20 protein-coding genes are annotated in these 22,939 nt (G+C 63.2%); 17 read left to right on the forward strand and 3 right to left on the reverse strand.

What is annotated here, in order from left to right; all coding sequences use genetic code 11:
* Positions 1 to 7: 7 nt before the first annotated feature.
* The 14 genes from ACYVG8_RS16000 (at position 8) to ACYVG8_RS16065 (ending at position 16,665) form a co-directional block, all read left to right on the forward strand.
* Entirely contained in the window at positions 8 to 595 is a 588-nt protein-coding gene (locus ACYVG8_RS16000) for an NADH-quinone oxidoreductase subunit C (RefSeq protein WP_028498011.1), read from the forward strand.
* Positions 588 to 1,841, forward strand: coding sequence for an NADH-quinone oxidoreductase subunit D (locus ACYVG8_RS16005; protein WP_028498010.1), 1,254 nt, complete (start codon positions 588 to 590; stop codon positions 1,839 to 1,841). The genes ACYVG8_RS16000 and ACYVG8_RS16005 overlap by 8 nt, the downstream gene beginning before the upstream one ends.
* The gene (gene nuoE / locus ACYVG8_RS16010) at positions 1,841 to 2,341 is read left to right on the forward strand and encodes an NADH-quinone oxidoreductase subunit NuoE (RefSeq protein ID WP_028498009.1); all 501 of its coding nucleotides are present in this window, start codon (positions 1,841 to 1,843) and stop codon (positions 2,339 to 2,341) included. The genes ACYVG8_RS16005 and nuoE overlap by 1 nt, the downstream gene beginning before the upstream one ends.
* Entirely contained in the window at positions 2,341 to 3,636 is a 1,296-nt protein-coding gene (nuoF, locus tag ACYVG8_RS16015; RefSeq protein ID WP_028498008.1) for an NADH-quinone oxidoreductase subunit NuoF, read from the forward strand. Before nuoE ends, nuoF begins: the two co-directional genes overlap by 1 nt.
* Positions 3,637 to 3,639: 3 nt before the next feature.
* Positions 3,640 to 5,982 (forward strand): NADH-quinone oxidoreductase subunit NuoG, encoded by a 2,343-nt coding sequence (gene nuoG, locus ACYVG8_RS16020; RefSeq protein WP_107888785.1) that lies wholly within the window; start codon positions 3,640 to 3,642, stop codon positions 5,980 to 5,982.
* A 3-nt stretch (positions 5,983 to 5,985) separates the two neighbouring features.
* Complete coding sequence (gene nuoH, locus ACYVG8_RS16025) at positions 5,986 to 7,032, forward strand: NADH-quinone oxidoreductase subunit NuoH (protein ID WP_051528632.1); 1,047 nt, start codon at positions 5,986 to 5,988, stop codon at positions 7,030 to 7,032.
* A gap of 19 nt (positions 7,033 to 7,051) precedes the next feature.
* Positions 7,052 to 7,531, forward strand: a complete 480-nt coding sequence (gene nuoI / locus ACYVG8_RS16030; protein ID WP_199489725.1) for an NADH-quinone oxidoreductase subunit NuoI — start codon at positions 7,052 to 7,054, stop codon at positions 7,529 to 7,531.
* Positions 7,532 to 7,540: 9 nt separating this feature from the next.
* Positions 7,541 to 8,179: an NADH-quinone oxidoreductase subunit J gene (locus ACYVG8_RS16035; RefSeq protein ID WP_460746277.1), complete on the forward strand. Its 639-nt coding sequence runs from the start codon at positions 7,541 to 7,543 to the stop codon at positions 8,177 to 8,179.
* A 23-nt stretch (positions 8,180 to 8,202) separates the two neighbouring features.
* On the forward strand, positions 8,203 to 8,508 hold the full coding sequence (gene nuoK / locus ACYVG8_RS16040) for an NADH-quinone oxidoreductase subunit NuoK (protein ID WP_028498003.1): 306 nt from the start codon (positions 8,203 to 8,205) through the stop codon (positions 8,506 to 8,508).
* A gap of 25 nt (positions 8,509 to 8,533) precedes the next feature.
* Entirely contained in the window at positions 8,534 to 10,552 is a 2,019-nt protein-coding gene (nuoL, locus tag ACYVG8_RS16045) for an NADH-quinone oxidoreductase subunit L (protein ID WP_107888784.1), read from the forward strand.
* A 39-nt stretch (positions 10,553 to 10,591) separates the two neighbouring features.
* Positions 10,592 to 12,091: an NADH-quinone oxidoreductase subunit M gene (locus ACYVG8_RS16050; RefSeq protein ID WP_028498001.1), complete on the forward strand. Its 1,500-nt coding sequence runs from the start codon at positions 10,592 to 10,594 to the stop codon at positions 12,089 to 12,091.
* A gap of 31 nt (positions 12,092 to 12,122) precedes the next feature.
* Positions 12,123 to 13,586 carry an NADH-quinone oxidoreductase subunit NuoN gene (gene nuoN, locus ACYVG8_RS16055; protein WP_028498000.1) on the forward strand — a complete coding sequence of 488 codons (1,464 nt, stop codon included), beginning with the start codon at positions 12,123 to 12,125 and terminating at the stop codon, positions 13,584 to 13,586.
* Positions 13,587 to 13,738: 152 nt separating this feature from the next.
* Positions 13,739 to 14,575 (forward strand): methylenetetrahydrofolate reductase [NAD(P)H], encoded by an 837-nt coding sequence (metF, locus tag ACYVG8_RS16060; RefSeq protein ID WP_028497999.1) that lies wholly within the window; start codon positions 13,739 to 13,741, stop codon positions 14,573 to 14,575.
* Positions 14,576 to 14,694: 119 nt separating this feature from the next.
* On the forward strand, positions 14,695 to 16,665 hold the full coding sequence (locus tag ACYVG8_RS16065; RefSeq protein WP_460746279.1) for a TonB-dependent copper receptor: 1,971 nt from the start codon (positions 14,695 to 14,697) through the stop codon (positions 16,663 to 16,665).
* Between the two features lie 388 nt (positions 16,666 to 17,053).
* Here the strand turns inward: ACYVG8_RS16065 and ACYVG8_RS16070 are convergent, their stop codons facing one another.
* The 3 genes from ACYVG8_RS16070 to rpmB all read right to left on the reverse strand — a co-directional run bounded on the left by ACYVG8_RS16070 (position 17,054) and on the right by rpmB (position 18,622).
* The gene (locus ACYVG8_RS16070; protein ID WP_460746281.1) at positions 17,054 to 17,962 is read right to left on the reverse strand and encodes an MFS transporter; all 909 of its coding nucleotides are present in this window, start codon (positions 17,960 to 17,962) and stop codon (positions 17,054 to 17,056) included.
* A gap of 230 nt (positions 17,963 to 18,192) precedes the next feature.
* On the reverse strand, positions 18,193 to 18,348 hold the full coding sequence (gene rpmG / locus ACYVG8_RS16075) for a 50S ribosomal protein L33 (protein WP_028453358.1): 156 nt from the start codon (positions 18,346 to 18,348) through the stop codon (positions 18,193 to 18,195).
* Positions 18,349 to 18,388: 40 nt separating this feature from the next.
* Positions 18,389 to 18,622 (reverse strand): 50S ribosomal protein L28, encoded by a 234-nt coding sequence (gene rpmB / locus ACYVG8_RS16080; protein ID WP_028497997.1) that lies wholly within the window; start codon positions 18,620 to 18,622, stop codon positions 18,389 to 18,391.
* A gap of 244 nt (positions 18,623 to 18,866) precedes the next feature.
* On the opposite strand from rpmB, the gene ACYVG8_RS16085 reads away from it, so the two are divergent.
* From ACYVG8_RS16085 to eno, 3 genes are all read left to right on the forward strand, one after another.
* Entirely contained in the window at positions 18,867 to 20,504 is a 1,638-nt protein-coding gene (locus ACYVG8_RS16085) for a CTP synthase (RefSeq protein ID WP_028497996.1), read from the forward strand.
* Positions 20,505 to 20,568: 64 nt separating this feature from the next.
* A complete protein-coding gene (gene kdsA / locus ACYVG8_RS16090) occupies positions 20,569 to 21,420 on the forward strand; it encodes a 3-deoxy-8-phosphooctulonate synthase (RefSeq protein WP_028497995.1) in 852 nt (283 codons plus the stop codon).
* A gap of 188 nt (positions 21,421 to 21,608) precedes the next feature.
* Positions 21,609 to 22,892, forward strand: a complete 1,284-nt coding sequence (gene eno, locus ACYVG8_RS16095) for a phosphopyruvate hydratase (protein ID WP_028497994.1) — start codon at positions 21,609 to 21,611, stop codon at positions 22,890 to 22,892.
* The last annotated feature ends 47 nt before the right edge of the window (positions 22,893 to 22,939 follow it).

Here is a 22,939-nt window from a genome sequence, read left to right on the forward strand (position 1 = left end):
AACGCCCATGGCATCGTACCTGGACGCGTTGAAGGCGCAGACCGAATCGCTTCTTGGCGACCGGCTTGTGTCGGCGACCACTGCCCTCGGCGAGCTGACGCTCGTCTGCAAAGCCTCCTCCATCGTCGAATCCTGTCGCCTGCTGCGCGACGAAGCCGGTTTCGAACAGTGCATCGACCTGTGCGGGATGGATTACAGCACCTACAAGGACGGCGCCTACGACGGCGCCCGTTTCGCGGTCGTGCTCCACCTGCTGTCCGTCGCGCACAATCTGCGCGTTCGCGTGCGCTTCTTCGCTGAAGACGACAGTTTCCCGGTCGTGCCGTCGCTGGTCGACATCTGGCCGGGCCTCAACTGGTTCGAGCGCGAAGCGTTCGACCTGTTCGGCATCGTCTTTGACGGTCACCCGGACCTGCGCCGCATCCTGACCGACTACGGTTTCGTCGGCCACCCGTTCCGCAAGGACTTCCCGGTTTCCGGGCATGTGGAAATGCGCTACGACCCGACCGAAGGCCGCGTCATCTACCAGCCTGTGACCATCGAGCCGCGTGAAATCACGCCGCGCATCATCCGCGAGGAGAACTACGGTGGCTGAAATCCGTAACTACACGCTGAACTTCGGTCCGCAACACCCGGCCGCTCACGGCGTGCTGCGGCTGGTGCTCGAACTCGACGGCGAAGTCGTCATGCGTGCCGACCCGCACATCGGGCTTCTGCATCGCGGCACCGAGAAGCTGGCCGAACAGAAGACCTTCATCCAGAGCGTGCCGTACATGGACCGTCTCGACTATGTGTCGATGATGTGCAACGAGCACGCCTATGTGATGGCGATCGAAAAACTCATCGGGGTCGAGGTGCCGCTGCGCGCCCAGTACATCCGGGTGATGTTCGACGAAATCACGCGCATCCTGAACCATCTGCTGTGGATCGGCGCCCACGCGCTCGACATTGGCGCGATGACGCTGTTCCTGTACGCGTTCCGCGAACGCGAAGACCTGATGGACTGCTACGAAGCCGTCAGCGGCGCGCGGATGCACGCGGCGTACTACCGTCCGGGCGGCGTTTATCGCGACCTGCCGGACACGATGCCGCAGTACACTTTCTCCAAGCTTAAGAATGATCGCGAACTGGCACGCCTGAACGAAAATCGTCAGGGCAGCCTGCTCGACTTCATCGACGATTTCACCCGCCGCTTCCCGGCCTGTGTCGACGAATATGAAACGCTGCTGACCGACAACCGGATCTGGAAGCAGCGTACGGTCGGCATCGGCGTGGTATCGCCGGAGCGTGCACTGGCACTGGGCTTTACCGGTCCGATGCTGCGTGGCTCGGGCATCGCCTGGGACGTGCGCAAGAAGCAGCCGTACGAAGTCTACGATCGCATGGATTTCGACATCCCGATCGGCGTCAACGGCGACTGCTACGACCGCTACCTGGTCCGTATCGAAGAATTCCGTCAGTCGAACCGCATCATCAAGCAGTGCGTCGACTGGCTGCGCAAGAATCCGGGCCCGGTCATCACCGACGACCACAAGGTTGCGCCGCCGTCGCGCGAGTCGATGAAGACCAACATGGAAGAGCTGATTCACCACTTCAAGCTCTTCTCCGAAGGGATGCACGTGCCGGAAGGCGAAGCCTACTGCGGCATCGAGCACCCGAAGGGCGAGTTCGGCATCTATCTCGTTTCCGACGGCGCAAACAAACCCTATCGTCTGAAGATCCGCGCCCCCGGCTATGCGCATCTCGCCGGCATGGACGAAATGTCCACCGGCCACATGCTGGCCGACGTGGTGTCGATCATCGGCACGCAGGACATCGTATTCGGGGAGATTGACCGCTGATGTTGTCGCCAGAAGCCCTCAAGCAGATCGACCGCGAGGTCGCCAAATACCCGGCCGACCAGGCCCGTTCGGCCGTCATGTCGGCGCTGCGCATCGCGCAGACCGAGCGTCACGCCACCGGCAGCACGCCGGCGGAGCGCGCGCTGACCACCGAACTGATCGAGTTCGTTGCCGATTACCTCGGCATCCCGGCGGTCGCCGCCTACGAAGTCGCAACGTTCTACAACATGTATGACCTCAAGCCGGTCGGCAAGTACAAGCTGACCGTGTGCACCAACCTGCCCTGTGCGCTGTCGGGTGGTGTGGACACCGGCGACTACCTGAAGCACAAGCTCGGTATCGGTTATGGTGAGACCACCGCCGACGGCAAGTTCACGCTGGTGGAAGGGGAGTGCATGGGCGCCTGTGGCGACGCACCGGTCATGCTGGTGAACAACCACAAGATGTGCAGCTTCATGAATCGTGAAGCCATCGACAAGAAACTGGCGGAGTTCGAATAATGGCCGTCTACACTTCCGGCGTCATTTTCGACGGCGTGGACACCTCGGATCCGAACTGCTGGACGCTCGACGCGTATCTGCAGCGCGGCGGCTATGTCGCGCTGAAGAAGATCCTCGACAGCAAGATCCCGCAGGAAGACGTGATCGCCGAGGTCAAGGGATCCAACCTGCGCGGCCGTGGCGGCGCAGGTTTCCCGACCGGCCTCAAGTGGTCGTTCATGCCGCGTTCGTTCCCGGGCGACAAGTACCTGGTCTGCAACACTGACGAGGGCGAACCGGGCACGTTCAAGGACCGCGACATCCTGCGCTTCAATCCGCATGCGCTGATCGAGGGCATGATCATCGCCGGTTATGCGATGGGCGTGAAACGCGCGTACAACTACATCCACGGCGAAGTGTTCGAGGATTACCTGCGCTTTGAAGCCGCACTGGACCAGGCCCGCGCGGCCGGCCTGCTCGGCGACAACATCAACGGTTCCGATTTCTGCTTCGACCTGTTCGGTCACCACGGTTACGGCGCCTACATCTGTGGCGAGGAAACCGCGCTGCTCGAATCGCTGGAAGGCAAGAAGGGCCAGCCGCGCTTCAAGCCGCCGTTCCCGGCCAGCTTCGGCCTGTACGGCAAGCCGACCACGATCAACAACACCGAATCGTTCGCGTCGGTGCCGTTCATCATGCGCGACGGCGGGCAGAACTTCCTCGACAAGGGCAAGCCGAACAACGGTGGCACCAAGCTGTTCTCGGTATCCGGCCACGTCAACCGCCCCGGCAACTACGAAGTCCCGCTCGGCACGCCGTTCGCCGAACTGCTGGAAATGGCCGGCGGCATGCGCGATGGCAAGAAGCTCAAGGCGGTGATCCCGGGTGGTTCGTCCGCTCCGGTGCTGCCGGCCGAGATCATGATGAACTGCACGATGGACTACGACGCGATCGCCAAGGCGGGATCGATGCTCGGTTCCGGCGCGGTCATCGTCATGAACGAGGACGTGTGCATGGTCCGGGCGCTCGAGCGTCTGGCCTATTTTTACCACGAGGAATCGTGCGGCCAGTGCACGCCGTGCCGTGAAGGCACCGGCTGGCTCTACCGCGTGATTCATCGCATCGCCAACGGCGAAGGCCGTCCGGGCGATCTTGAATTGCTCGATTCGGTCGGCAACAACATGGCAGGTCGCACCATCTGTGCGCTGGCTGATGCCGCCGTGTTCCCTGTTCGCAGTTTCACCAAGCACTTCCGCAATGAGTTCGAGTACCTGATCGAACACAAGAAGCCGCTGGTGAATCACAAATGGTGTTGAGCGATGCTTGAAATCGAAATTGACGGTAAGAAACTGACGGTGCCGCAAGGCAGCACCGTGATGGAAGCCGCCCACTCCGTCGGCACCTACATCCCGCACTTCTGCTACCACAAGAAGCTGTCGATCGCTGCGAACTGCCGCATGTGCCTGGTCGAAGTGGAAAAGGCGCCGAAGCCGCTGCCGGCCTGTGCCACCCCGGTGACCGACGGCATGAAGGTGTTCACGCATTCCGATCTGGCCACCAAGGCACAGAAGGGCGTGATGGAATTCCTGCTGATCAACCACCCGCTCGACTGCCCGATCTGTGACCAGGGCGGCGAGTGCCAGTTGCAGGATCTGGCGGTCGGCTACGGTGCCGGCGCGTCGCGCTATCAGGAAGAGAAGCGCAGCGTCGCAGGCAAGGACATGGGTCCGCTGGTCTCGGCCGAAGAAATGAGCCGCTGCATCCATTGCACGCGCTGCGTCCGCTTCACCGAGGAAATCGGCGGCCTGCAGGAAATCGGCATGGCCAACCGTGGCGAGCACTCGGAAATCCTGCCGTTCCTCGGCAAGACCGTGGACTCGGAAATCTCCGGCAACGTGATCGACCTGTGCCCGGTCGGCGCCCTGACCTCCAGGCCGTTCCGCTACAGCGCCCGGCCGTGGGAACTGTCGCGTCGCCGTTCGGTCAGCCCGCACGACGGCCTCGGCAGCAACCTGATCGTTCAGGTCAAGAGCCATGAGGTCAAGCGCGTCCTGCCGCTGGAAAACGAAGAACTGAACGAGTGCTGGCTCGCCGACCGCGACCGCTACTCGTACGAAGCCCTGAATGGCGCCGACCGCCTGACCCGTCCGATGGTCAAGCAGGATGGCAAATGGCTTGAGACCGACTGGGCCGGCGCACTCGATTATGTGTCGCATGCGCTGAAGGACATCGTCGCCCGCGACGGCGCCGACGCCATCGGTTTCCTGGCCTCGAACCATTCGACGCTGGAAGAATTGCTGCTGGTCAAAAAACTGGCCAGTGCGCTCGGGACCGGCAACGTCGATACCCGTGGCCGCCGCGCCGACTTCCGTGCCGACGGAAAACAGCAGGGCGCATTGTGGCTCGGCCGCAGCGTCGCCAGTTTGAGCACGCTCAAATCTGCGCTGCTGATCGGCTCGAATCTGCGCAAGGAGCAGCCGCTGATCGCTGCCCGCCTGCGCCAGGCGGTGAAGAAGGGCACGCAACTGAATGTGCTTGCGCTGGCCGACGACGCGCTGCTGTGCGACACCCGGGTCAAGACCGTGGTCAAGCCGTCGGCGCTGGTCGACACGCTGGCCCGCGTGCTGCGTGCCGTGGCCGAAGCCAAAGATGCCTCGCCGACCGTTGACGTGCGCAATATCGAAGCCGATGACGATGCCCGCGCCATTGCCGCCAGCCTGATCGCCGCCGAAGGCGATGCCGCCGTGCTGCTGGGTGCCCAGGCCGAACATCATCCGCGCTTCGCCGAACTGCTGGCGCTGGCCAACGACATCGCCCGCCTGAGCGGCGCCACTGCCGGTGTGCTCGGCCAGGCTGCCAACTCGGTCGGCGCCGAACTGGTCTGCCGCCCGGCAACGGGCGGTCGTCATGCCGGTGCAATGCTGTCCGAGCCGCGTCAGGCCTATGTGCTGCTGAATACCGAACTCGACTTTGACACCGCGAACGCCCGCCAGGCGCGCGCCGCCGTGGCCAATGCGAAGATGGTTGCCGCCCTGACCGCGTTCAGGACGCCGGAACTGCTCGAATACGCCGACGTGCTGCTGCCGATCGCGCCGTTCAGCGAAACCGCCGGCAGCTTCATCAATATGGAAGGCCGCCTGCAGACCTTCAACGGCGTGGTGCGTCCGCTGGGCGAAACCCGTCCGGCCTGGAAGGTACTGCGCGTGCTGGGCAATCTGCTCGGTGCCGCCGGCTTCGACTACGAGACGGCCGAAGACGTTCGCGTCGAAGCGCTCGAAGTCGCCGGCGACCTTGCCACCCGCCTGAACAATGGCGTGAACGGCGTTGCCGTGTCGCTGGCCGTGCCGGCAGCGGCGGGGCTGGAACGCCTGGCCGACGTGCCGCTGTATGCGACCGATGCGCTGGTCCGCCGCGCCCCGAGCCTGCAGCAGACCCGCGAAGCGCGTGAAGCCGCCCTGGCCCGCGTCCATCCGGACACGCTGGCGCAACTCGGTCTGGAACACGGCGCGCAAGCGCTGGCGGTCCAGCAGGGTGGCGAAGCCCGGGTGACGATCGAGGCCGATGCCGGCGTCCCGCCCGGCGTGGTCCGCCTGGCGGCCGCGCTGGCGGAAACGGCCGCGCTCGGCGGTTTCTTCGACACCATTGAACTGAAGCGAGGGTAAGCCGTGGAACTCCTGCAAAGCCTGCTCGGTCAGGACCTCGGCCTGGCCGCCTGGACGCTGTTGAAGATCGTGGTCATCGTGTTGCCGCTGATGGGCTGCGTGGCCTACCTGACGCTCGCCGAGCGCAAGGTCATCGGCTACATGCAGCTGCGGATCGGCCCGAACCGCGTCGGCATCAAGGGTGTGCTGCAGCCGATCGCCGATGCGCTGAAGCTGCTGACCAAGGAAATCATTTTCCCGACCAAGGCCAACAAGGGCCTGTTCATCCTCGGTCCGCTGCTGTCGATCGGACCGGCACTGGCCGCCTGGGCGGTGATCCCGTTCTCGCCGGAACTGGTGCTGGCCAATATCGACGCCAGCCTGCTGTACATCATGGCCATCACGTCGATCGGCGTGTACGGCGTGATCGTGGCCGGTTGGGCCTCGAACTCGAAGTATGCATTCCTCGGCGCCATGCGCTCCGCGGCGCAGATCGTGTCGTATGAAATCGCCATGGGCTTTGCCCTGGTGTGCGTGCTGATGGTGACCGGCTCGCTGAACCTGGTCGACATCGTTACCCAGCAGGGCCACGGCATGGCAGGCGGTTCGCTGCTGTCGTGGAACTGGGTGCCGCTGTTCCCGATGTTCGTGGTCTACCTGGTCTCGGGTGTGGCCGAAACCAACCGCGCGCCGTTCGACGTTGCGGAAGGCGAATCGGAAATCGTTGCCGGCTTCCACGTTGAATACTCGGGCATGGCCTTCGCGGTGTTCTTCCTGGCCGAATACGCGAACATGATCCTGATCGCGATGCTGACCTCGCTGATGTTCCTCGGCGGCTGGCTGTCGCCGTTCCCGGCATCGGTTCCGTTCCTGGGCGCTGGCGGTTTCCACTGGCTGGTGCTGAAGATCGCATTCATCCTGTTCTGCTTCCTGTGGTTCCGCGCCACCTTCCCGCGCTATCGCTATGACCAGATCATGCGTCTGGGCTGGAAAGTGTTCATCCCGGTGACCCTGGTGTGGCTGGTGTTGGTGGGTGTGTGGATGATGAGCCCGCTGTCCATCTGGAACTGAGGCGGGAGAAAAGACCATGATCAAGAACTTTTTCAAGACCTTCCTGCTGACGGAACTGGTGAAGGGGCTGGCGGTTACCGGCCGCCACTTCTTCTCCCGCAAGATCACCGTGCAGTACCCGGAAGAAAAGACCCCGATCAGCCCGCGTTTCCGCGGCCTGCACGCGCTGCGTCGCTACCCGAACGGTGAGGAGCGCTGCATTGCCTGCAAGCTGTGCGAAGCCGTCTGCCCGGCGATGGCGATCAATATCGAGTCGGAAAAGCGCGAGGACAACACGCGCCGCACCACCCGCTACGAGATCGACCTGACCAAGTGCATTTTCTGTGGCTTCTGCGAGGAATCTTGTCCGGTGGACTCCATCGTCGAGACGCACATCCTCGAATACCATGGCGAAAAGCGCGGCGACCTCTACTACACCAAGCCGATGCTGCTCGCCGTCGGCGACCGCTACGAGGCCGAGATCGCCAAGAACCGCGAACTCGACGCGAAATACCGCTAAGGGGAAAGCATGACGTTCCAGCTGATTCTGTTCTACGCGCTGTCCGCGCTGCTGCTGTTCGCCGGGGTGAGGGTCATTACCTCGAAAAACCCGGTGCACGCGGCGCTCAACCTCGTGCTTGCCTTCTTCGTGTCCGCCGGCCACTGGCTGCTGCTGCAGTCCGAGTTCCTGGCCATCGCGCTGGTGCTGGTCTATGTCGGCGCGGTGATGGTGCTGTTCCTGTTCGTGGTCATGATGCTCGACATCAACTTCGACAAGCTGCGTGAAGGGTTCTGGAAGCATCTGCCGTTCGCGCTGGTGGTGGCCGTCGTGCTGATCGCCGAGATGGTCTACGTGCTCGGCGGCCCGAATGCCCAGCTCGGACTCGAAGCGCCGGCGCCGCTGGCTGCCGACTACAGCAACGTCCGCGACATCGGCCTGCAGCTGTACACCACCTACCTGTATCCGTTCGAGCTGGCCGCCGTGCTGCTGCTGGTCGGTATCGTTGCCGCGATTGCGCTGACCCAGCGCCAGCGCAAGGAAACCAAGTGGGTCGATCCGGCTACCCAGGTAGTGGTCAAACGCGATGACCGCGTCCGCCTCGTCAAGATGGCGGCCGTAAAGCGCGACGACGCCGAAGACGCGCCGACAACCGACAACAACGCCTAAGGCGCGAAAGGGAGGAAAAACACATGCTCACACTGACGCACTTCCTCGTGCTGGCCGCGGTTCTGTTTGCGGTAAGCGTGCTCGGCATCTTTCTGAACCGCAAGAACGTGATCGTGCTGCTGATGGCGATCGAACTCATGCTGCTCGCGGTCAACTTCAACTTCATCGCCTTCTCGCATTACCTCGGTGATACGGCAGGGCAGATCTTCGTGTTCTTCATCCTGACCGTGGCCGCGGCGGAATCCGCGATCGGTCTGGCGATTCTGGTTGTGCTGTTCCGCAACCTGAACACGATCAACGTTGAAGACTTGGGCAGCCTGAAGGGCTAAGCACACAGGGAATAGAGACAAAAAAATGGACATGAAAAGCCTCTATCTGCTGATCGCGCTGGCGCCTCTCGCGGGTTCCGCGATTGCCGGCCTGTTCGGCTGGGCGATCAGTCGGCGCGCCGCACACATGGTGACCATCCTCGGGGTGGCCGTGTCGTGCGTCGGTTCGATCAGCGTTCTGAGCGGCATCCTGAACGGCGCGCAACCGTTCAACGGTGACGTCTACACCTGGCTGACCGTTGCCGGCCATACCTATTCGGTCGGCTTCCTGATCGACTCGCTGACGGCGATGATGATGGTCGTGGTGACCTCGGTGTCGCTGATGGTGCACATCTACACCATCGGCTACATGGCGGAAGACCCCGGCTACAACCGCTTCTTCAGCTATATCTCGCTGTTCACCTTCTCGATGCTGATGCTGGTGATGAGCAACAACTTCGTCCAGCTGTTCTTCGGCTGGGAAGCGGTGGGCCTGGTGTCCTACCTGCTGATCGGCTTCTGGTTCAAGCGTCCGACCGCGATCTTCGCCAACCTGAAGGCCTTCCTGGTCAACCGGGTCGGTGACTTCGGCTTCGCGCTCGGCATCGGCATGGTGCTGTACTACTTCGGCGGTTCGCTGAACTACACCGAAGTGTTTGCCAACGCGCCGGCACTGAAGGACGCGACCATCCAGCTGATCCCTGGCACCGACTGGTCGCTGATGACCGTGACCTGCATCCTGCTGTTCATCGGCGCGATGGGCAAATCGGCCCAGTTCCCGCTGCATGTGTGGCTGCCTGACTCGATGGAAGGCCCGACGCCGATCTCGGCGCTGATCCACGCCGCCACCATGGTGACGGCCGGCATCTTCATGGTCGCCCGCATGAGCCCGCTGTTCGAACTGTCCGATACCGCGCTGTCCTTCGTGCTGGTCATCGGCTCGATCACGGCGCTGTTCATGGGCTTCCTCGGCATCGTGCAGAACGACATCAAGCGTGTCGTCGCCTACTCGACGCTGTCGCAACTCGGCTACATGACCGTCGCGCTCGGCGCCTCGGCCTACAACGTCGCCGTGTTCCACCTGATGACGCACGCGTTCTTCAAGGCGCTGCTGTTCCTGGCCGCCGGCAGCGTGATCATCGGCATGCACCATGATCAGGACATGCGCAACATGGGTGGCCTGCGCAAGTACATGCCGATTACCTGGATCACCAGCCTGATCGGTTCGCTGGCGCTGATCGGCACCCCGTTCTTCTCCGGCTTCTACTCGAAGGACTCGATTATCGAGGCCGTGCATGCCTCGACGCTGCCGGGCGCGCAGTTCGCGTACTTCGCCGTCATCGCCGGTGTGTTCGTCACCGCGTTCTACAGCTTCCGCCTGTACTTCCTGGTCTTCCATGGCAAGGAACGCTGGATGCAGAAGGGCCACCATGACCATCATGGCGACGACCACGGCGAGCATCACCACGGTCTGGGCCCGAACGACAAGCCGCATGAAAGCCCGTGGGTCGTGACGCTGCCGCTGGTGCTGCTGGCGATCCCGTCGCTGCTGATCGGCTACTTCACCATCGAACCGATGCTGTATGGCGACTTCTTCAAGCAGGCCATCTTCGTCAACGCCGAACTCCACCCTGCGATGTCCGTCATCGCCGAAGAGTTCCATGGCGCGGCGGCGATGAGCATGCATGCCCTGTCGACGCTGCCGCTGTGGCTGGCCATCGCCGGGGTGGCAACTGCCTACGTGTTCTACATGGTCGCGCCGCAGATTCCCGCCGCGATCCGCAAAGCCGCCAGCCCGATCTACACCCTGCTGGACAACAAGTACTACATGGACGATCTGTACTTTGCCGTATTCGCCAAGGGCTCGCGCCTGCTCGGTACCGGCTTCTGGAAGATCGGCGATCAGACCCTGATTGACGGACTGATCGTCAACGGCTCGGCCCGCGTGGTCGGTTCGCTGGCCGCGGTGGTACGCAAGGTGCAGACGGGCTTCATCTACAGCTACGCCACCGCCATGGTCATCGGCGTGCTGGTGCTGCTCACCCTATTCGTGGTCGGCTTCTAAGACCTGTAGACGATTTAGAAAGAAAAGCTAGGTTCGAAAATGAGTGAGAATCTGCTCAGTCTGGTGATCTGGGTCCCGATCGTGGCCGGGTTGCTGACTTTGGCTACCGGAGGGGACCGGAACGCATCGCTGGCGCGAGTCATCGCGCTGGTCGGTGCACTGGCTGGCTTCGCATTGTCGTTGCCGCTGTACTTCGATTTCACGCCACTGCATGGCGGCATGCAATTCGAGGAGTTCACCCCGTGGTTCGCCAGTCTTAACATCAACTACCATCTGGGTGTCGACGGCATCTCGATGTGGCTGGTCATCCTGAACAGCTTCACTACCGTACTGGTGGTGCTGGCCGGCTGGCAGGTGGTCGAGAAGCGCGTCGCGCAGTACTTCGCCGCCTTCCTGATCATGTCCGGGCTGATCAACGGTGCGTTCGCCGCACTGGACGCCGTGCTGTTCTACGTGTTCTTCGAAGCGATGCTGATCCCGATGTACCTGGTGATCGGCGTATGGGGCGGACCGCGTCGCGTGTATGCGTCGATCAAGTTCTTCCTGTACACGCTGCTCGGCTCGCTGCTGATGCTGGTGTCGTTCATCTACCTGTACTTCCAGGCCCAGGGGAGCTTCGAGATCCTGAAGTTCCACATGGTGCCGCTGTCGATGACGGCGCAGATCCTGCTGTTCGTGGCCTTCTTCTTCTCGTTCGCGGTCAAGGTGCCGATGTTCCCGGTGCACACCTGGCTGCCGGACGCGCACGTGGAAGCCCCGACCGGCGGTTCGATGGTGCTGGCCGCCATCACGCTGAAGCTCGGCGCCTACGGCTTCCTGCGTTTCCTGCTGCCGATCGTGCCGGATGCCGCGCGCGAACTGCAGTGGCTGATGATTGTGCTGTCGCTGATTGCGGTGGTGTATATCGGCCTGGTGGCGCTGGTGCAGACCGACATGAAGAAACTGGTCGCGTATTCGTCGATCGCGCACATGGGCTTCGTCACCCTGGGCTTCTTCATGTTCACGCCTGACGGCCAGCTGAACCAGTGGGCAGTCGAAGGCGCGCTGGTGCAGATGATCTCGCACGGCTTCGTGTCCGCCGCCATGTTCATGAGCATCGGCGTGCTGTACGACCGCCTGCACAGCCGCAATATCGCCGACTACGGCGGTGTGGCCAACAAGATGCCGATCTATGCCGCGTTCGCGCTGCTGTTTGCGATGGCCAACGCCGGCCTGCCGGCCACGTCGGGCTTCGTCGGCGAGTTCATGGTCATCATGGGCGCGGTGCAGGTCAACTTCTGGTTCGCGTTCTTCGCCGGCACCACGCTGATCTTCGGCGCTGCCTACACGCTGTGGATGTACAAGCGGGTGATCTTCGGTGACGTTGCCAACGAAAAGGTGGCCGAGCTGAAAGACGTGAACAAGCGCGAGTTCCTGATCCTGGCGGTGCTGGCCATCGCGGTGCTCGGCATGGGCCTCTATCCGCAGATGTTCGTGGAGGTGATGCACACCAGCGTCAACGATCTTCTGAGCCACGTGGCTCAGAGCAAGCTGATGTAAGTCGCCAACCCGCAACAAGGAAACACATCAAATGAGTTGGGCTGATTTGAATCTGATGCCGGCCTTGCCGGAGATCGTGCTGCTGTGCGCGGCGCTGGCGATCCTCATCATCGACCTGTTCGTGAAGAGCGAACGCCGCGGCGTCACCTATGCACTGTCGATGCTGACCCTGATCGGCACCGCCGTCGCCGTGGTCGCGTCCTGGGTCCCGTACCCGGTGCTGACCTTCAGCGGCATGTACATTGCCGACCCGGTGTCGAGCCTGTCCAAGCTGGGGCTGCTGGTCGCCGTGGGTGCCACCTTCGTCTATGCGCGGCAGTATGCGCATGACCGCGGCTTCCTGAAGGGCGAACTGTTTACCCTCGGGCTGTTCTCGCTGCTGGGCATGTTCGTCATGGTGTCGGCCAGCCACTTCCTGACCCTGTACATCGGTCTGGAGCTGCTGTCGCTGTCGCTGTACGCCATGATCGCCATGTCGCGCGAATCGATTCCGGCCACCGAAGCGGCGATGAAGTATTTCGTGCTTGGCGCGCTGGCGTCCGGCCTGCTGCTGTACGGCATCTCGATGGTGTACGGCGCAACCGGTTCGCTGCAGATCAGTGACGTGGCGCACGCCATCGGCGCCGGTCAGGCAAATACCACCCTGGTCAGCTTCGGTCTGGTGTTCATCATTGCCGGCCTCGCGTTCAAGCTCGGCGCCGTGCCGTTCCACATGTGGGTGCCGGACGTGTACCAGGGGGCGCCGACGGCGGTCACCGTGCTGATCGGCTCCGCGCCGAAGCTGGCGGCCTTCGTGTTCACCTTCCGCTTCCTGGCCCAGGCCCTGGCGCCGGCAGCGGTGGCATGGCAGCCGATGCTGGTCATCCTGGCCGTGGCCTCGCTGGTACTCGGCAACCTGGCCGCGATCATGCAGACCAACATCAAGCGCATGCTGGCCTACTCGACCATCTCGCACATGGGCTTCCTGCTGATCGGCATCCTGGCGGCCAGCCCGTCCGGCTATACCGCCGCGCTGTTCTACGCGATCACCTACATGCTGACCGCGCTGGCCAGCTTCGGCATCCTGGTGGCGCTGTCGCGGGCCGGTTTCGAATGCGAAACCATGGATGATCTCAAGGGTCTGAACCAGAAGAATGCCTGGTACGCGCTGCTGGTGCTGTTTGCCATGTTCTCGATGGCCGGCATCCCGCCGATGGTCGGCTTCTACGCCAAGTTTGCGGTGCTGAAGGCTGCCGTCGACGCCGGTCTGCTGTGGCTGGCCGTGGTCGGCGTGATGATGTCGCTGATCGGTGCGTTCTACTACCTGCGGGTGGTCAAGGTGGTCTACTTTGACGACGCGACCGACACCAGCAGTGGCGACAAGCTCACCATCGGTGGCGACATGAAACTGGTGCTCGGCCTGAACGGCCTGGCCCTGCTGGTCCTCGGCGTGCTGCCGAACGGCCTGTACGCCGCCTGCCTGGAAGCCATGCGCCAGTCGCTGGGCGGCATGTAAGCGCTGCCAGCAACCGACAGACGCCCGCGGGATCGCTCCCGCGGGCGTTTTTGCGTCGGCCTGCCATATCGTTATGCGAACGGATGCCTTGTCTATGGCGGGCGCTTTAGGCACAGTTCAGGACAAGTGCAATCATTCGCAGAGATTCAGGTATGTCGTCGGTCAAACCCACCATCAGTTTCGAGTTCTTTCCGCCCAAGACCGAAGAAGGGCATGCCAGACTGGCCACGGCGCGCAAGCAGCTGGCCCACTTCAAGCCGGCCTTCTTCTCGGTGACGTTCGGCGCCGGTGGCACCACGCGCGAGGGCACCCTGCGTGCCGTGCTCGATATCCGTGACGCCGGCTATGCCGCCGCCCCCCACCTGTCCTGCATCGGCTCGACCCGGGACAATATCCGCTCCATCCTCGACGAATACCGCGAGAAGGGCATCCGCCACGTGGTGGCGCTGCGCGGTGACATCCCGTCCGGCATGGGCGAAGTCGGCGAGTTCCGCTATGCCAACGAGCTGGTTTCGTTTATCCGCGATACCCACGGCGATCATTTCCATATCGAGGTGGCGGCCTACCCGGACTATCACCCGCAGGCGGTCAATGCCCGTGCCGACCTCGATGCCTTCGCCGGCAAGGTCCGTGCCGGTGCCAACTCGGCGATCACCCAGTATTTCTTCAATGCCGACGCCTACTTCGCCTTCGTCGACGAAGCCAGCGCGCGCGGCGTCGACATCCCGATCGTGCCGGGCATCATGCCGATCTACAACTTCAGCCAGCTGGCCCGTTTCTCCGACCTGTGCGGCGCCGAAATTCCGCGCTGGCTGCGGCTGAAGCTGCAGGCCTATGGCGACGATGTCGCCTCGATCCGCGCGCTGGGGCTGGATGTGGTGACCGAGCTGTGCGACCGGCTGCTGTCGAATGGCGCGCCGGGCCTGCACTTCTATACGCTGAATGCTGCCGGCAGCGTATCGACGCTGTGCCAGCGGCTCGGGCTGTAGCCCGGTTGATACCGGTCAACGCAATGACATGAAACCGGTCCGGCTGCGACGCTATGTCGCAGGGATGAACGGCCGCATGGGCTTACCATGCGGCCGTTCTTATTCGGATTGATGTCGTCATGTTTTTACGGAATCAGACTATTCTTATCGGCTTGGCTGTTTCGCCGGCTGTTTTTGCAAATTCCCCCGAGGCGGGGGCGGCGACGCAACTGGACGAGGTCGTGGTGACGGCCGCGCCGACCACGGCACCGCTGACGGTGACGCTGGACCCGCGAGCGACCTATCAGCCGGCGCCGGCGGCAGATGGCGCCGGCCTGCTGAAAGCGATTCCCGGCTTCAATGTCACCCGCAAGGGCGGCAGCGGCGGTGACCCGCTGTTTCGCGGTCTTGGTGGCGGGCGGCTGGATATCCAGGCCGACGGCACCGGCCTGTATGGCGGCTGCGGCGGTCGCATGGACCCGCCGACCGCGTACCTGAACCCGGAAACGTTTGACCGCGTGACGCTGCTGAAAGGGCCGCAGACGGTCAAGCACGGGCCGGTCGCCTTTGCCGGTACGGTGCTGTTCGAGCGCGAAGCGCCGGCGTTTGTCGAGCCGGGCGTCGAGGGGCAGGCCAGTCTGCTGGTCGGTCGTGACGGGCGGGTCGACTCCGGGCTGAACTTCTCCGCCGGCAGCTCGCAGGCCTATGTGCGCATCAGCACCCAGACCAATGACAGCGATGATTACCACGACGGCAACGGCAATGCGGTGCACAGCGAAAGCAAGCGCCGCGCCGGTTCGCTGACGATCGGCATCACGCCGACCGAGAACACCACGCTGGAAGCCAGCTATGACATCAGCCGCGCCGAGGCTGCCTACGCCGACCGTGGCATGGACGGCAGCAAATTCGATCGCAATGCGTGGAATCTCAAGTTCGAACAGCGCAACCTCACCAGCTGGCTGAACAAGGTCGGGGTGCAGGTGTTCCGCAGCTACGTCGACCACGTGATGGACAACTACACTTTCCGCAGCACGCCGAAGATGAAGCAGGCAGCGATGAATCCGGACCGCACCGTGACCGGTGGCCGCGCCTATACCCAGTTTGCCGTTGGCGAAGGCGAACTGGATGTCGGTTTCGACTGGCAGGATGACCAGCACCGCAGCCGCATGGGCATGATGGGCGCCGACTACCACGACAAGCCGTACGCGGCCGACATGTCGCTGGAACGGCGCGGCGTGTATGGCGAGCTGTCGTACCCGCTGGCTACCCGGACCCGGCTGATCGCCGGCCTGCGCCGCGATCGCGACGAGGCCCGCGACGACAAGCAGCTCGTGAATGGCACGGCCAATCCGAACTACGGGGTGACCCAGCGCAACAATCTGGACAGCGGCTTCATTCGTCTCGAACAGCGCTTCACCGATCCGCTGACGCTGTATGCCGGCTTTGGTCACGCCGAGCGCGGCGCCGATTATTGGGAACGCAATGCGCGCTTCGATCTGAAGCCGGAAACGCTGAACCAGCTCGACGTGGGCGCCTTGTGGCAGGGCGAGAGTCTGTCCGCGTCGCTGTCGCTGTTTGCCGGCCGCATCGATGACTACATCCTGGTCGACTATCGCGCGGCCAAGACCACGGCACGCAATGTCGACGCCAACCGTCGTGGCGGTGAGGCCGATGTGAAATGGCGCTTCCTGCCCGGCTGGACGCTGGGTGGTGCGCTGGCCTATGTCTGGGCCGAGAACGACAGCGAAGGCCGCCCGCTGGGGCAGACGCCGCCGCTGGAAGGTCGGGTGACGCTGAACTACGACAATGACCGCTGGTCTGCTGGCGGTCTGTGGCGGGTGGTGTCGGCGCAGGACCGGGTCGACATCGGTACCGGCAACATCATCGGTCGCGACCTGGGTACGACGCCGGGCTTTGCCACGCTGTCGATCAATGCCGGCTACAAGCCGCTGAAGAACCTGCAACTGACGGCCGGTATCGACAACCTGTTCGACCGCACTTATGCCGAGTCGGTCAGCAAGGCCGGTGCCATGGTGGCAGGTTACGAGCAGACCAGCCGCGTCAACGAGCCGGGCCGGACCTGGTGGGTCAAGGGCCAGTACCGGTTTTGACTGCCGCCTTTGATGAGCGCGGGGGAGGGGAGTGGCGTCGGTGCACGCCCGACTGATTGCGGGGGCGGTGGAGCATGGCAGTCCCCAGTTTCACCCCGCCACCCTCCGCCCTCGCCGCCGCGAGGGGACCTCGCTGCGCTCGTCCGTTCTTCGTTGTGACCCTGGGGGATGTGCACCGGAGGGGGGAGTGGCGTCGGTGCACACCCGACTGATTGCGGGGGCTGTGGAGCACGGCAGTCCCCTGTTTTACCCCGCCACCCTCCGCCCTCGCCGCCGCGAGGGGACCTCGCTGCGCTCGTCCGTTCTTCGTGGTGACCTTTCGGGCACCTGCGCCGTGAGAAGCGTCGGTGCCCGTCCGGCTGACTGCGGCGGCTGCGGTGCCGGGTTTCTAGGCCTGCTCGCAGGGGCGGGGGCACCCGGGGTGTCTCGCTGTCCTGCCGGGGGCAAAGAGGATGAGGCTGCCCAGTGACAGCAGGAAGGCGCTGCCGGCGCCATAGCTCATGACCCAGCCGAAGCCGGATGCCAGGGCGGCGTGGACTGCGTCGCCCGGAACCGTCGACTGCGCCAGCAGGGCTGCCTGTGCCGTCGGGTCGGCGGCCGCAATGATCTTTTCCGCGAACAGGCGCAGTCCGGCGCCATCCTGCATTTTCAGCGTGTCGCGCAGGCTGCTCATGGCGTCCTCCACCAGAATGAACCCGATCAGGGCAATGTTGAAGGCAAGCGATGTCATGCGTGCACTCATGTCCACGCCGGACGCCATGCCCGCGCGCTCGCTGCGTACTGCCGCAGTAATGGTGTTGCTGACCGGTGTGTTGGTCAGGCCAAGGCCGATGCCGGCGAGACTCACGGCCGACAGGCTGATGATGCCGGCCAGGTCCGGACTGAGGGCGTGCGGGTCGCGCGATTCACGCACGCCGGCCCGGGCCAGGAACAGCGTGACGTCGGCCAGAACGACATGGACCAGGAAGACCCATCGCCAGTTTGCCAGCGTCAGGATGGCACTGCCGATGATCGGGCCGAAGCCCAGGCCGATGCCGAAAATGATGCCCCACCAGGCGAAGGCCCGGCCACGCTCGCGCCTGGCCCGGAACTGGCTGGACAGGATGGCGACCTGGCAGATCAGCATCAGTGCCGCGCTCAGGCCCTGAAGGAAGCGTGCGGCAATCAGGACCGGGGCGCTTGCGGTCAGGCCGCATACCAGCGATGTCGCGGCAAAGGCGACGATGCCGGTCAGGAACAGGCGCTTGCGGCCATCGCGGTCGGCCAGCGTCCCGGCGGCCATCAGGATGGTGGTCATGCATGACCCACTGGAGCTGCCTGAAGCCGGGCCGCCATCTATCGCGAGCATCGCCCGGTCAAGCGCCGCGAGGCCGGGCACTGAGCCGTCCGTCACCGCACAAAATGAAAACCGCCCGCGCATCGCTGCAGGGGCGGTTTTTCTTACCCGACCGGCCGGGCAATTCCCAACGAATGGGCGTGACCTGCCGAGAGGTGGTGTGAGCCGAATCCACTCGGCAACCCGCTCAATTACTTGAGCTTGGTTTCCTTGTAGATCACATGCTTGCGCGCAACCGGATCGAATTTCTTGATTTCCATCTTTTCCGGCATGGTGCGCTTGTTTTTGGTCGTGGTGTAGAAATGACCGGTACCAGCGGTCGATTCCAGCTTGATCTTGTCACGCATGATGGTGGCGTTCCTTAACTAAACTTGGGGAGAGGCGAAATCAGAATTCGCCGCGAGCGCGCAGATCGGCCAGCACGACTTCGATGCCGACCTTGTCGATGGTGCGCAGCGCAGCGTTCGACACGCGCAGGCGAACCCAGCGGTTCTCGCTCTCAACCCAGAAGCGACGGTACTGCAGGTTCGGCAGGAACCGACGCTTGGTCTTGTTATTGGCGTGGGAAACATTGTTGCCCACCATCGGACGCTTGCCGGTCACTTTGCAAACTCGCGCCATGATGTTAAATCTCCAGAATCCGGTAAAAGCGGGCTTTATAGCATAAAAAGACCTGCCTGCTCAAGCCTTTGCCAGAGCAGGTGTTGCGGCGGGGGTCTCGGGACGGGGACTGTAGCCCGGCGGTTCGCAACACGACGCGCGGGCGGTTCCGATTGTCGTCTAAAGTCAATGTGTTGACCAGCTGTCAATTGAGTGGCCCGCGCTTTACGGCTACAATCCCGGATTCCGTTGAGTCTGTATTCCCATGACCAAGTTCATCTTTGTTACCGGCGGCGTTGTCTCCTCACTGGGTAAAGGCATCGCCGCCGCGTCCATTGCGGCTATCCTCGAATCGCGTGGTCTCAAAGTCACCATGCTGAAGCTGGACCCCTACATCAACGTCGACCCGGGCACGATGAGCCCGTTCCAGCACGGCGAAGTGTTCGTGACCGAGGACGGGGCCGAAACCGACCTTGATCTGGGCCACTACGAGCGCTTCATCAAGTCGAAGATGCGCAAGTCGAACAACTTCACCACCGGGCAGGTGTACGAGGCCGTCATCGGCAAGGAACGCCGCGGTGACTATCTCGGCGGGACCGTGCAGGTGATCCCGCACATCACCGACGAGATCAAGCTCAAGGTGCGCGAAGGCGCCGGCAATGTCGACGTCGCCATCGTCGAAATCGGCGGCACGGTCGGCGACATCGAGTCGCTGCCGTTCCTGGAAGCCATCCGCCAGATGCGCTCGAATCTCGGCCGCAAGAACACGCTGTACGTCCACCTGTCGTACGTGCCGTTCATTGCCACCGCCGGCGAAATCAAGACCAAGCCGACCCAGCACTCGGTGAAGGAACTGCGCGAGATCGGCATCCAGCCGGACATCCTGCTGTGCCGGATGGACCGCGAACTGCCGGACGACGAAAAGCGCAAGATCGCGCTGTTCTGCAATGTGGAAGAAAACGCCGTCATCGGCTGCTACGACTCCGATTCGATCTACAAGGTGCCGGCGATGCTGCATGCCCAGGGCATCGACGACATCATCTGTGAGCACATGCAGCTCGATCTGCCGAAGGCCGACCTGTCGGCCTGGGACCGCATCATCGATGCGATCGAGCACCCGTCGCGTTCGGTCAATATTGCCATGGTCGGCAAGTACGTCGACCTGACCGAATCGTACAAGTCGCTGTCCGAGGCGCTGAAGCACGCCGGCATCCACACCCGCAGCGAAGTGAACATCAACTACATCGACTCCGAAGAAGTCGAGCGCGACGGCTGCGCCGCACTGCGCGGCATGGATGCGATCCTGGTGCCGGGCGGCTTCGGCAAGCGCGGTGTCGAAGGCAAGATCAAGGCGGTCCGTTACGCCCGCGAGCACAACATCCCGTATCTCGGCATCTGTCTCGGCATGCAGATCGCGCTGATCGAATACGCACGCGACAAGGCCGGCCTGGCCGGTGCCAATTCGACCGAGTTCGATCCGGAAACGGAATACCCGGTTGTGGCGCTGATCGACGAATGGGTGAACCACGACGGCAAGGTCGAAACCCGCGACGAAAACTCGAACCTCGGCGGCACCATGCGTCTGGGCGGGCAGGAATGCCGGCTGGAGCAGGGCTCGCTGGCGGCACGGGTGTATGGCGCGGACACCATTGTCGAACGTCATCGCCACCGCTACGAAGTGAACAACTACTACGTGCCGCGCCTCGAAGCCGCCGGGTTGAAGATCAGTGGCCGTTCGACCGGTGCCGAGCAACTGGTGGAAACCGTCGAGTTGCCGGATCACCGCTGGTTCTTCGCCTGCCAGTTCCACCCCGAGTTCACCTCGACCCCGCGTGACGGCCACCCGCTGTTCACCGCGTACATCGAAGCCGCACTGGCCTACCAGGCGGAAAAGAACCGCTAATCCGGCACCCCGGGGCCGCTCTCGACTGCGAGGCGGCCGTGCCGTACCGACAAGGACGCTATCCATGAAACTGTGCGGATTCGAAACTGGCCTCGACCAGCCGTTGTTCCTGATTGCCGGGCCGTGTGTGATCGAAGGCGAGCAGTTCGCCATCGACACAGCCGGGCAGATCAAGGAAATTGCCGACAGCCTCGGCATTCCGTTCATCTACAAGTCGAGCTACGACAAGGCCAACCGCAGTTCGGACCAGTCGTTCCGCGGTTACGGCATCGACGAAGGGCTGCGCATTCTGGAGAAGGTCCGCAAGCAGGTTGGCGTGCCGATCCTGACCGATGTGCATACCGAAGCCGAGGCGCCGATCGCCGCCAGCGTGGTCGACGTGCTGCAGACGCCGGCCTTCCTGTGCCGGCAGACCGACTTCATTCGCGCCGTCGCTGCGACCGGCAAGCCGGTGAACATCAAGAAGGGGCAGTTCCTCGCCCCGGGCGACATGCTGAATGTGGTGGCCAAGGCCCGTCACGCGGCGCGTGAAGCCGGCCATGACGGTGATACGGTGATGGTGTGCGAACGCGGTGCGTCGTTCGGCTACAACAACCTGGTGTCCGACATGCGCGGGCTGGCGATCATGCGCAATACCGGTTGCCCGGTCGTGTATGACGCGACCCACTCGGTGCAGTTGCCGGGCGGGCAGGGCACTAGTTCCGGTGGCCAGCGCGAATTCGTGCCGGTGCTGGCGCGTGCCGCCGTTGCGGCCGGCATCTCCGGGCTGTTCATGGAAACCCATCCGGAGCCGTCCAGGGCAATGTCGGACGGGCCGAACGCCTGGCCGCTGCCGCGGCTGTATGAACTGCTGGCCACGCTGGTCGAGCTTGACCGCCTGGTCAAGTCCCGTCCGCTGGCCGAGACCGGTCTGTAATCGGGTATCAGGGTGTTGCCGGTCGGCAATACCGGAACGGGCCGGCGTCATGCCGGCCGGTTTGTATTCTCCGCCTTCGCGTTTGCGAGGGCGTTTGCTGATGCGGCAGCCTGTACCACTCCGGGTGGGCGGCTGCCGCAAATACTGTGTTGCTCTACAACTACGTCCGAAATTGAAGGGGAGTCTTGATGAGTTCGATCGTTGATGTGATCGCCCGGGAAGTGCTGGATTCGCGCGGCAATCCGACTGTCGAGTGCGATGTATGGCTCGACAGCGGCGTGATGGGCCGTGCGGCGGTGCCGTCCGGTGCCTCGACCGGCGAGAAGGAAGCGCTCGAACTGCGCGACGGTGACGGAGGACGCTACCTCGGCCGCGGCGTGCTGAAGGCGGTTGAGCATGTCAACGGTGAAATCTGCGAAGCGCTGATCGGCCTCGATCCCGCCGACCAGGGCTATATCGACCAGACCATGCTGGCGCTGGACGGCACCGACAACAAGGGTCGCCTCGGCGCGAACGCGATCCTGGCCGTCTCGGTGGCGACCGCCAAGGCCGCAGCCCAGGAAGCCGGGCTGCCGCTGTACCGCTACCTCGGCGGCGCCGGTCCGATGAGCCTGCCGGTGCCGATGATGAACGTCATCAATGGCGGCGCGCACGCGAACAACACGCTCGACATCCAGGAATTCATGATCATGCCGGTGGGCGCCGGCAGCTTCCGCGAAGCGCTGCGCTGCGGCGCCGAAGTGTTCCATGCGCTGAAGAAGCTGTGCAACAAGGCCGGCCATTCGACCGCCGTTGGCGACGAAGGCGGTTTTGCACCGAACCTGGCCCGCAATGAAGACGCGCTGAAGATGGTGCTCGACGCGATCGATGCGGCCGGCTATGTGCCGGGCGAAGACGTGCTGCTGGCACTCGACTGCGCCAGCTCCGAGTTCTACAAGGACGGCAAGTACCATCTGGCCAGCGAAGGGCTGCAACTGAGCAGCGAAGGCTTCGCCGACTACCTGGCCACGCTGGCATCGAACTACCCGATCATCTCGATCGAGGACGGCATGAGCGAGCACGACTGGGCCGGCTGGAAGATCCTGACCGACAAGCTGGGCCGTGACGTGCAACTGGTCGGCGACGACGTGTTCGTCACCAACCCGAAGATCCTCGGCGAAGGCATCCGCCAGGGCATCGCCAACAGCCTGCTGGTCAAGATCAACCAGATCGGCTCGCTGACCGAAACGCTGAAGGCGGTGGATCTGGCCAAGCGTTCGGGTTACACCAGCGTGATGAGCCATCGCTCGGGTGAAACCGAAGACAGCACCATTGCCGATCTGGCGGTGGCGACCAACTGCATGCAGATCAAGACCGGCTCGCTGTCGCGCTCCGATCGCATGGCGAAATACAATCAGTTGCTGCGCATCGAAGAGGAACTCGGTGCTGCCGCGTACTACCCGGGCCGCGCCGCGTTCTATCATCTGAAGTAATGTCACTGCAGGCACCACCGGAATACGGTGGTGCCTCTTCAACGCCC

The organism is Microvirgula curvata (genome assembly GCF_054781615.1).

What these genes read in the sequence shown, in the direction of transcription:
- ACYVG8_RS16000 (WP_028498011.1), top strand. Translation starts at nt 8, where the DNA reads ATGGCATCGTACCTGGACGCGTTGAAGGCGCAGACCGAATCGCTTCTT.
- nuoE (WP_028498009.1), top strand. Translation starts at nt 1,841, where the DNA reads ATGTTGTCGCCAGAAGCCCTCAAGCAGATCGACCGCGAGGTCGCCAAA.
- nuoF (WP_028498008.1), top strand. Translation starts at nt 2,341, where the DNA reads ATGGCCGTCTACACTTCCGGCGTCATTTTCGACGGCGTGGACACCTCG.
- nuoG (WP_107888785.1), top strand. Translation starts at nt 3,640, where the DNA reads ATGCTTGAAATCGAAATTGACGGTAAGAAACTGACGGTGCCGCAAGGC.
- ACYVG8_RS16035 (WP_460746277.1), top strand. Translation starts at nt 7,541, where the DNA reads ATGACGTTCCAGCTGATTCTGTTCTACGCGCTGTCCGCGCTGCTGCTG.
- nuoK (WP_028498003.1), top strand. Translation starts at nt 8,203, where the DNA reads ATGCTCACACTGACGCACTTCCTCGTGCTGGCCGCGGTTCTGTTTGCG.
- nuoL (WP_107888784.1), top strand. Translation starts at nt 8,534, where the DNA reads ATGGACATGAAAAGCCTCTATCTGCTGATCGCGCTGGCGCCTCTCGCG.
- ACYVG8_RS16050 (WP_028498001.1), top strand. Translation starts at nt 10,592, where the DNA reads ATGAGTGAGAATCTGCTCAGTCTGGTGATCTGGGTCCCGATCGTGGCC.
- nuoN (WP_028498000.1), top strand. Translation starts at nt 12,123, where the DNA reads ATGAGTTGGGCTGATTTGAATCTGATGCCGGCCTTGCCGGAGATCGTG.
- metF (WP_028497999.1), top strand. Translation starts at nt 13,739, where the DNA reads ATGTCGTCGGTCAAACCCACCATCAGTTTCGAGTTCTTTCCGCCCAAG.
- ACYVG8_RS16065 (WP_460746279.1), top strand. Translation starts at nt 14,695, where the DNA reads ATGTTTTTACGGAATCAGACTATTCTTATCGGCTTGGCTGTTTCGCCG.
- ACYVG8_RS16070 (WP_460746281.1), bottom strand. Translation starts at nt 17,962, where the DNA reads ATGACCACCATCCTGATGGCCGCCGGGACGCTGGCCGACCGCGATGGC.
- rpmG (WP_028453358.1), bottom strand. Translation starts at nt 18,348, where the DNA reads ATGCGTGACAAGATCAAGCTGGAATCGACCGCTGGTACCGGTCATTTC.
- rpmB (WP_028497997.1), bottom strand. Translation starts at nt 18,622, where the DNA reads ATGGCGCGAGTTTGCAAAGTGACCGGCAAGCGTCCGATGGTGGGCAAC.
- ACYVG8_RS16085 (WP_028497996.1), top strand. Translation starts at nt 18,867, where the DNA reads ATGACCAAGTTCATCTTTGTTACCGGCGGCGTTGTCTCCTCACTGGGT.
- kdsA (WP_028497995.1), top strand. Translation starts at nt 20,569, where the DNA reads ATGAAACTGTGCGGATTCGAAACTGGCCTCGACCAGCCGTTGTTCCTG.
- eno (WP_028497994.1), top strand. Translation starts at nt 21,609, where the DNA reads ATGAGTTCGATCGTTGATGTGATCGCCCGGGAAGTGCTGGATTCGCGC.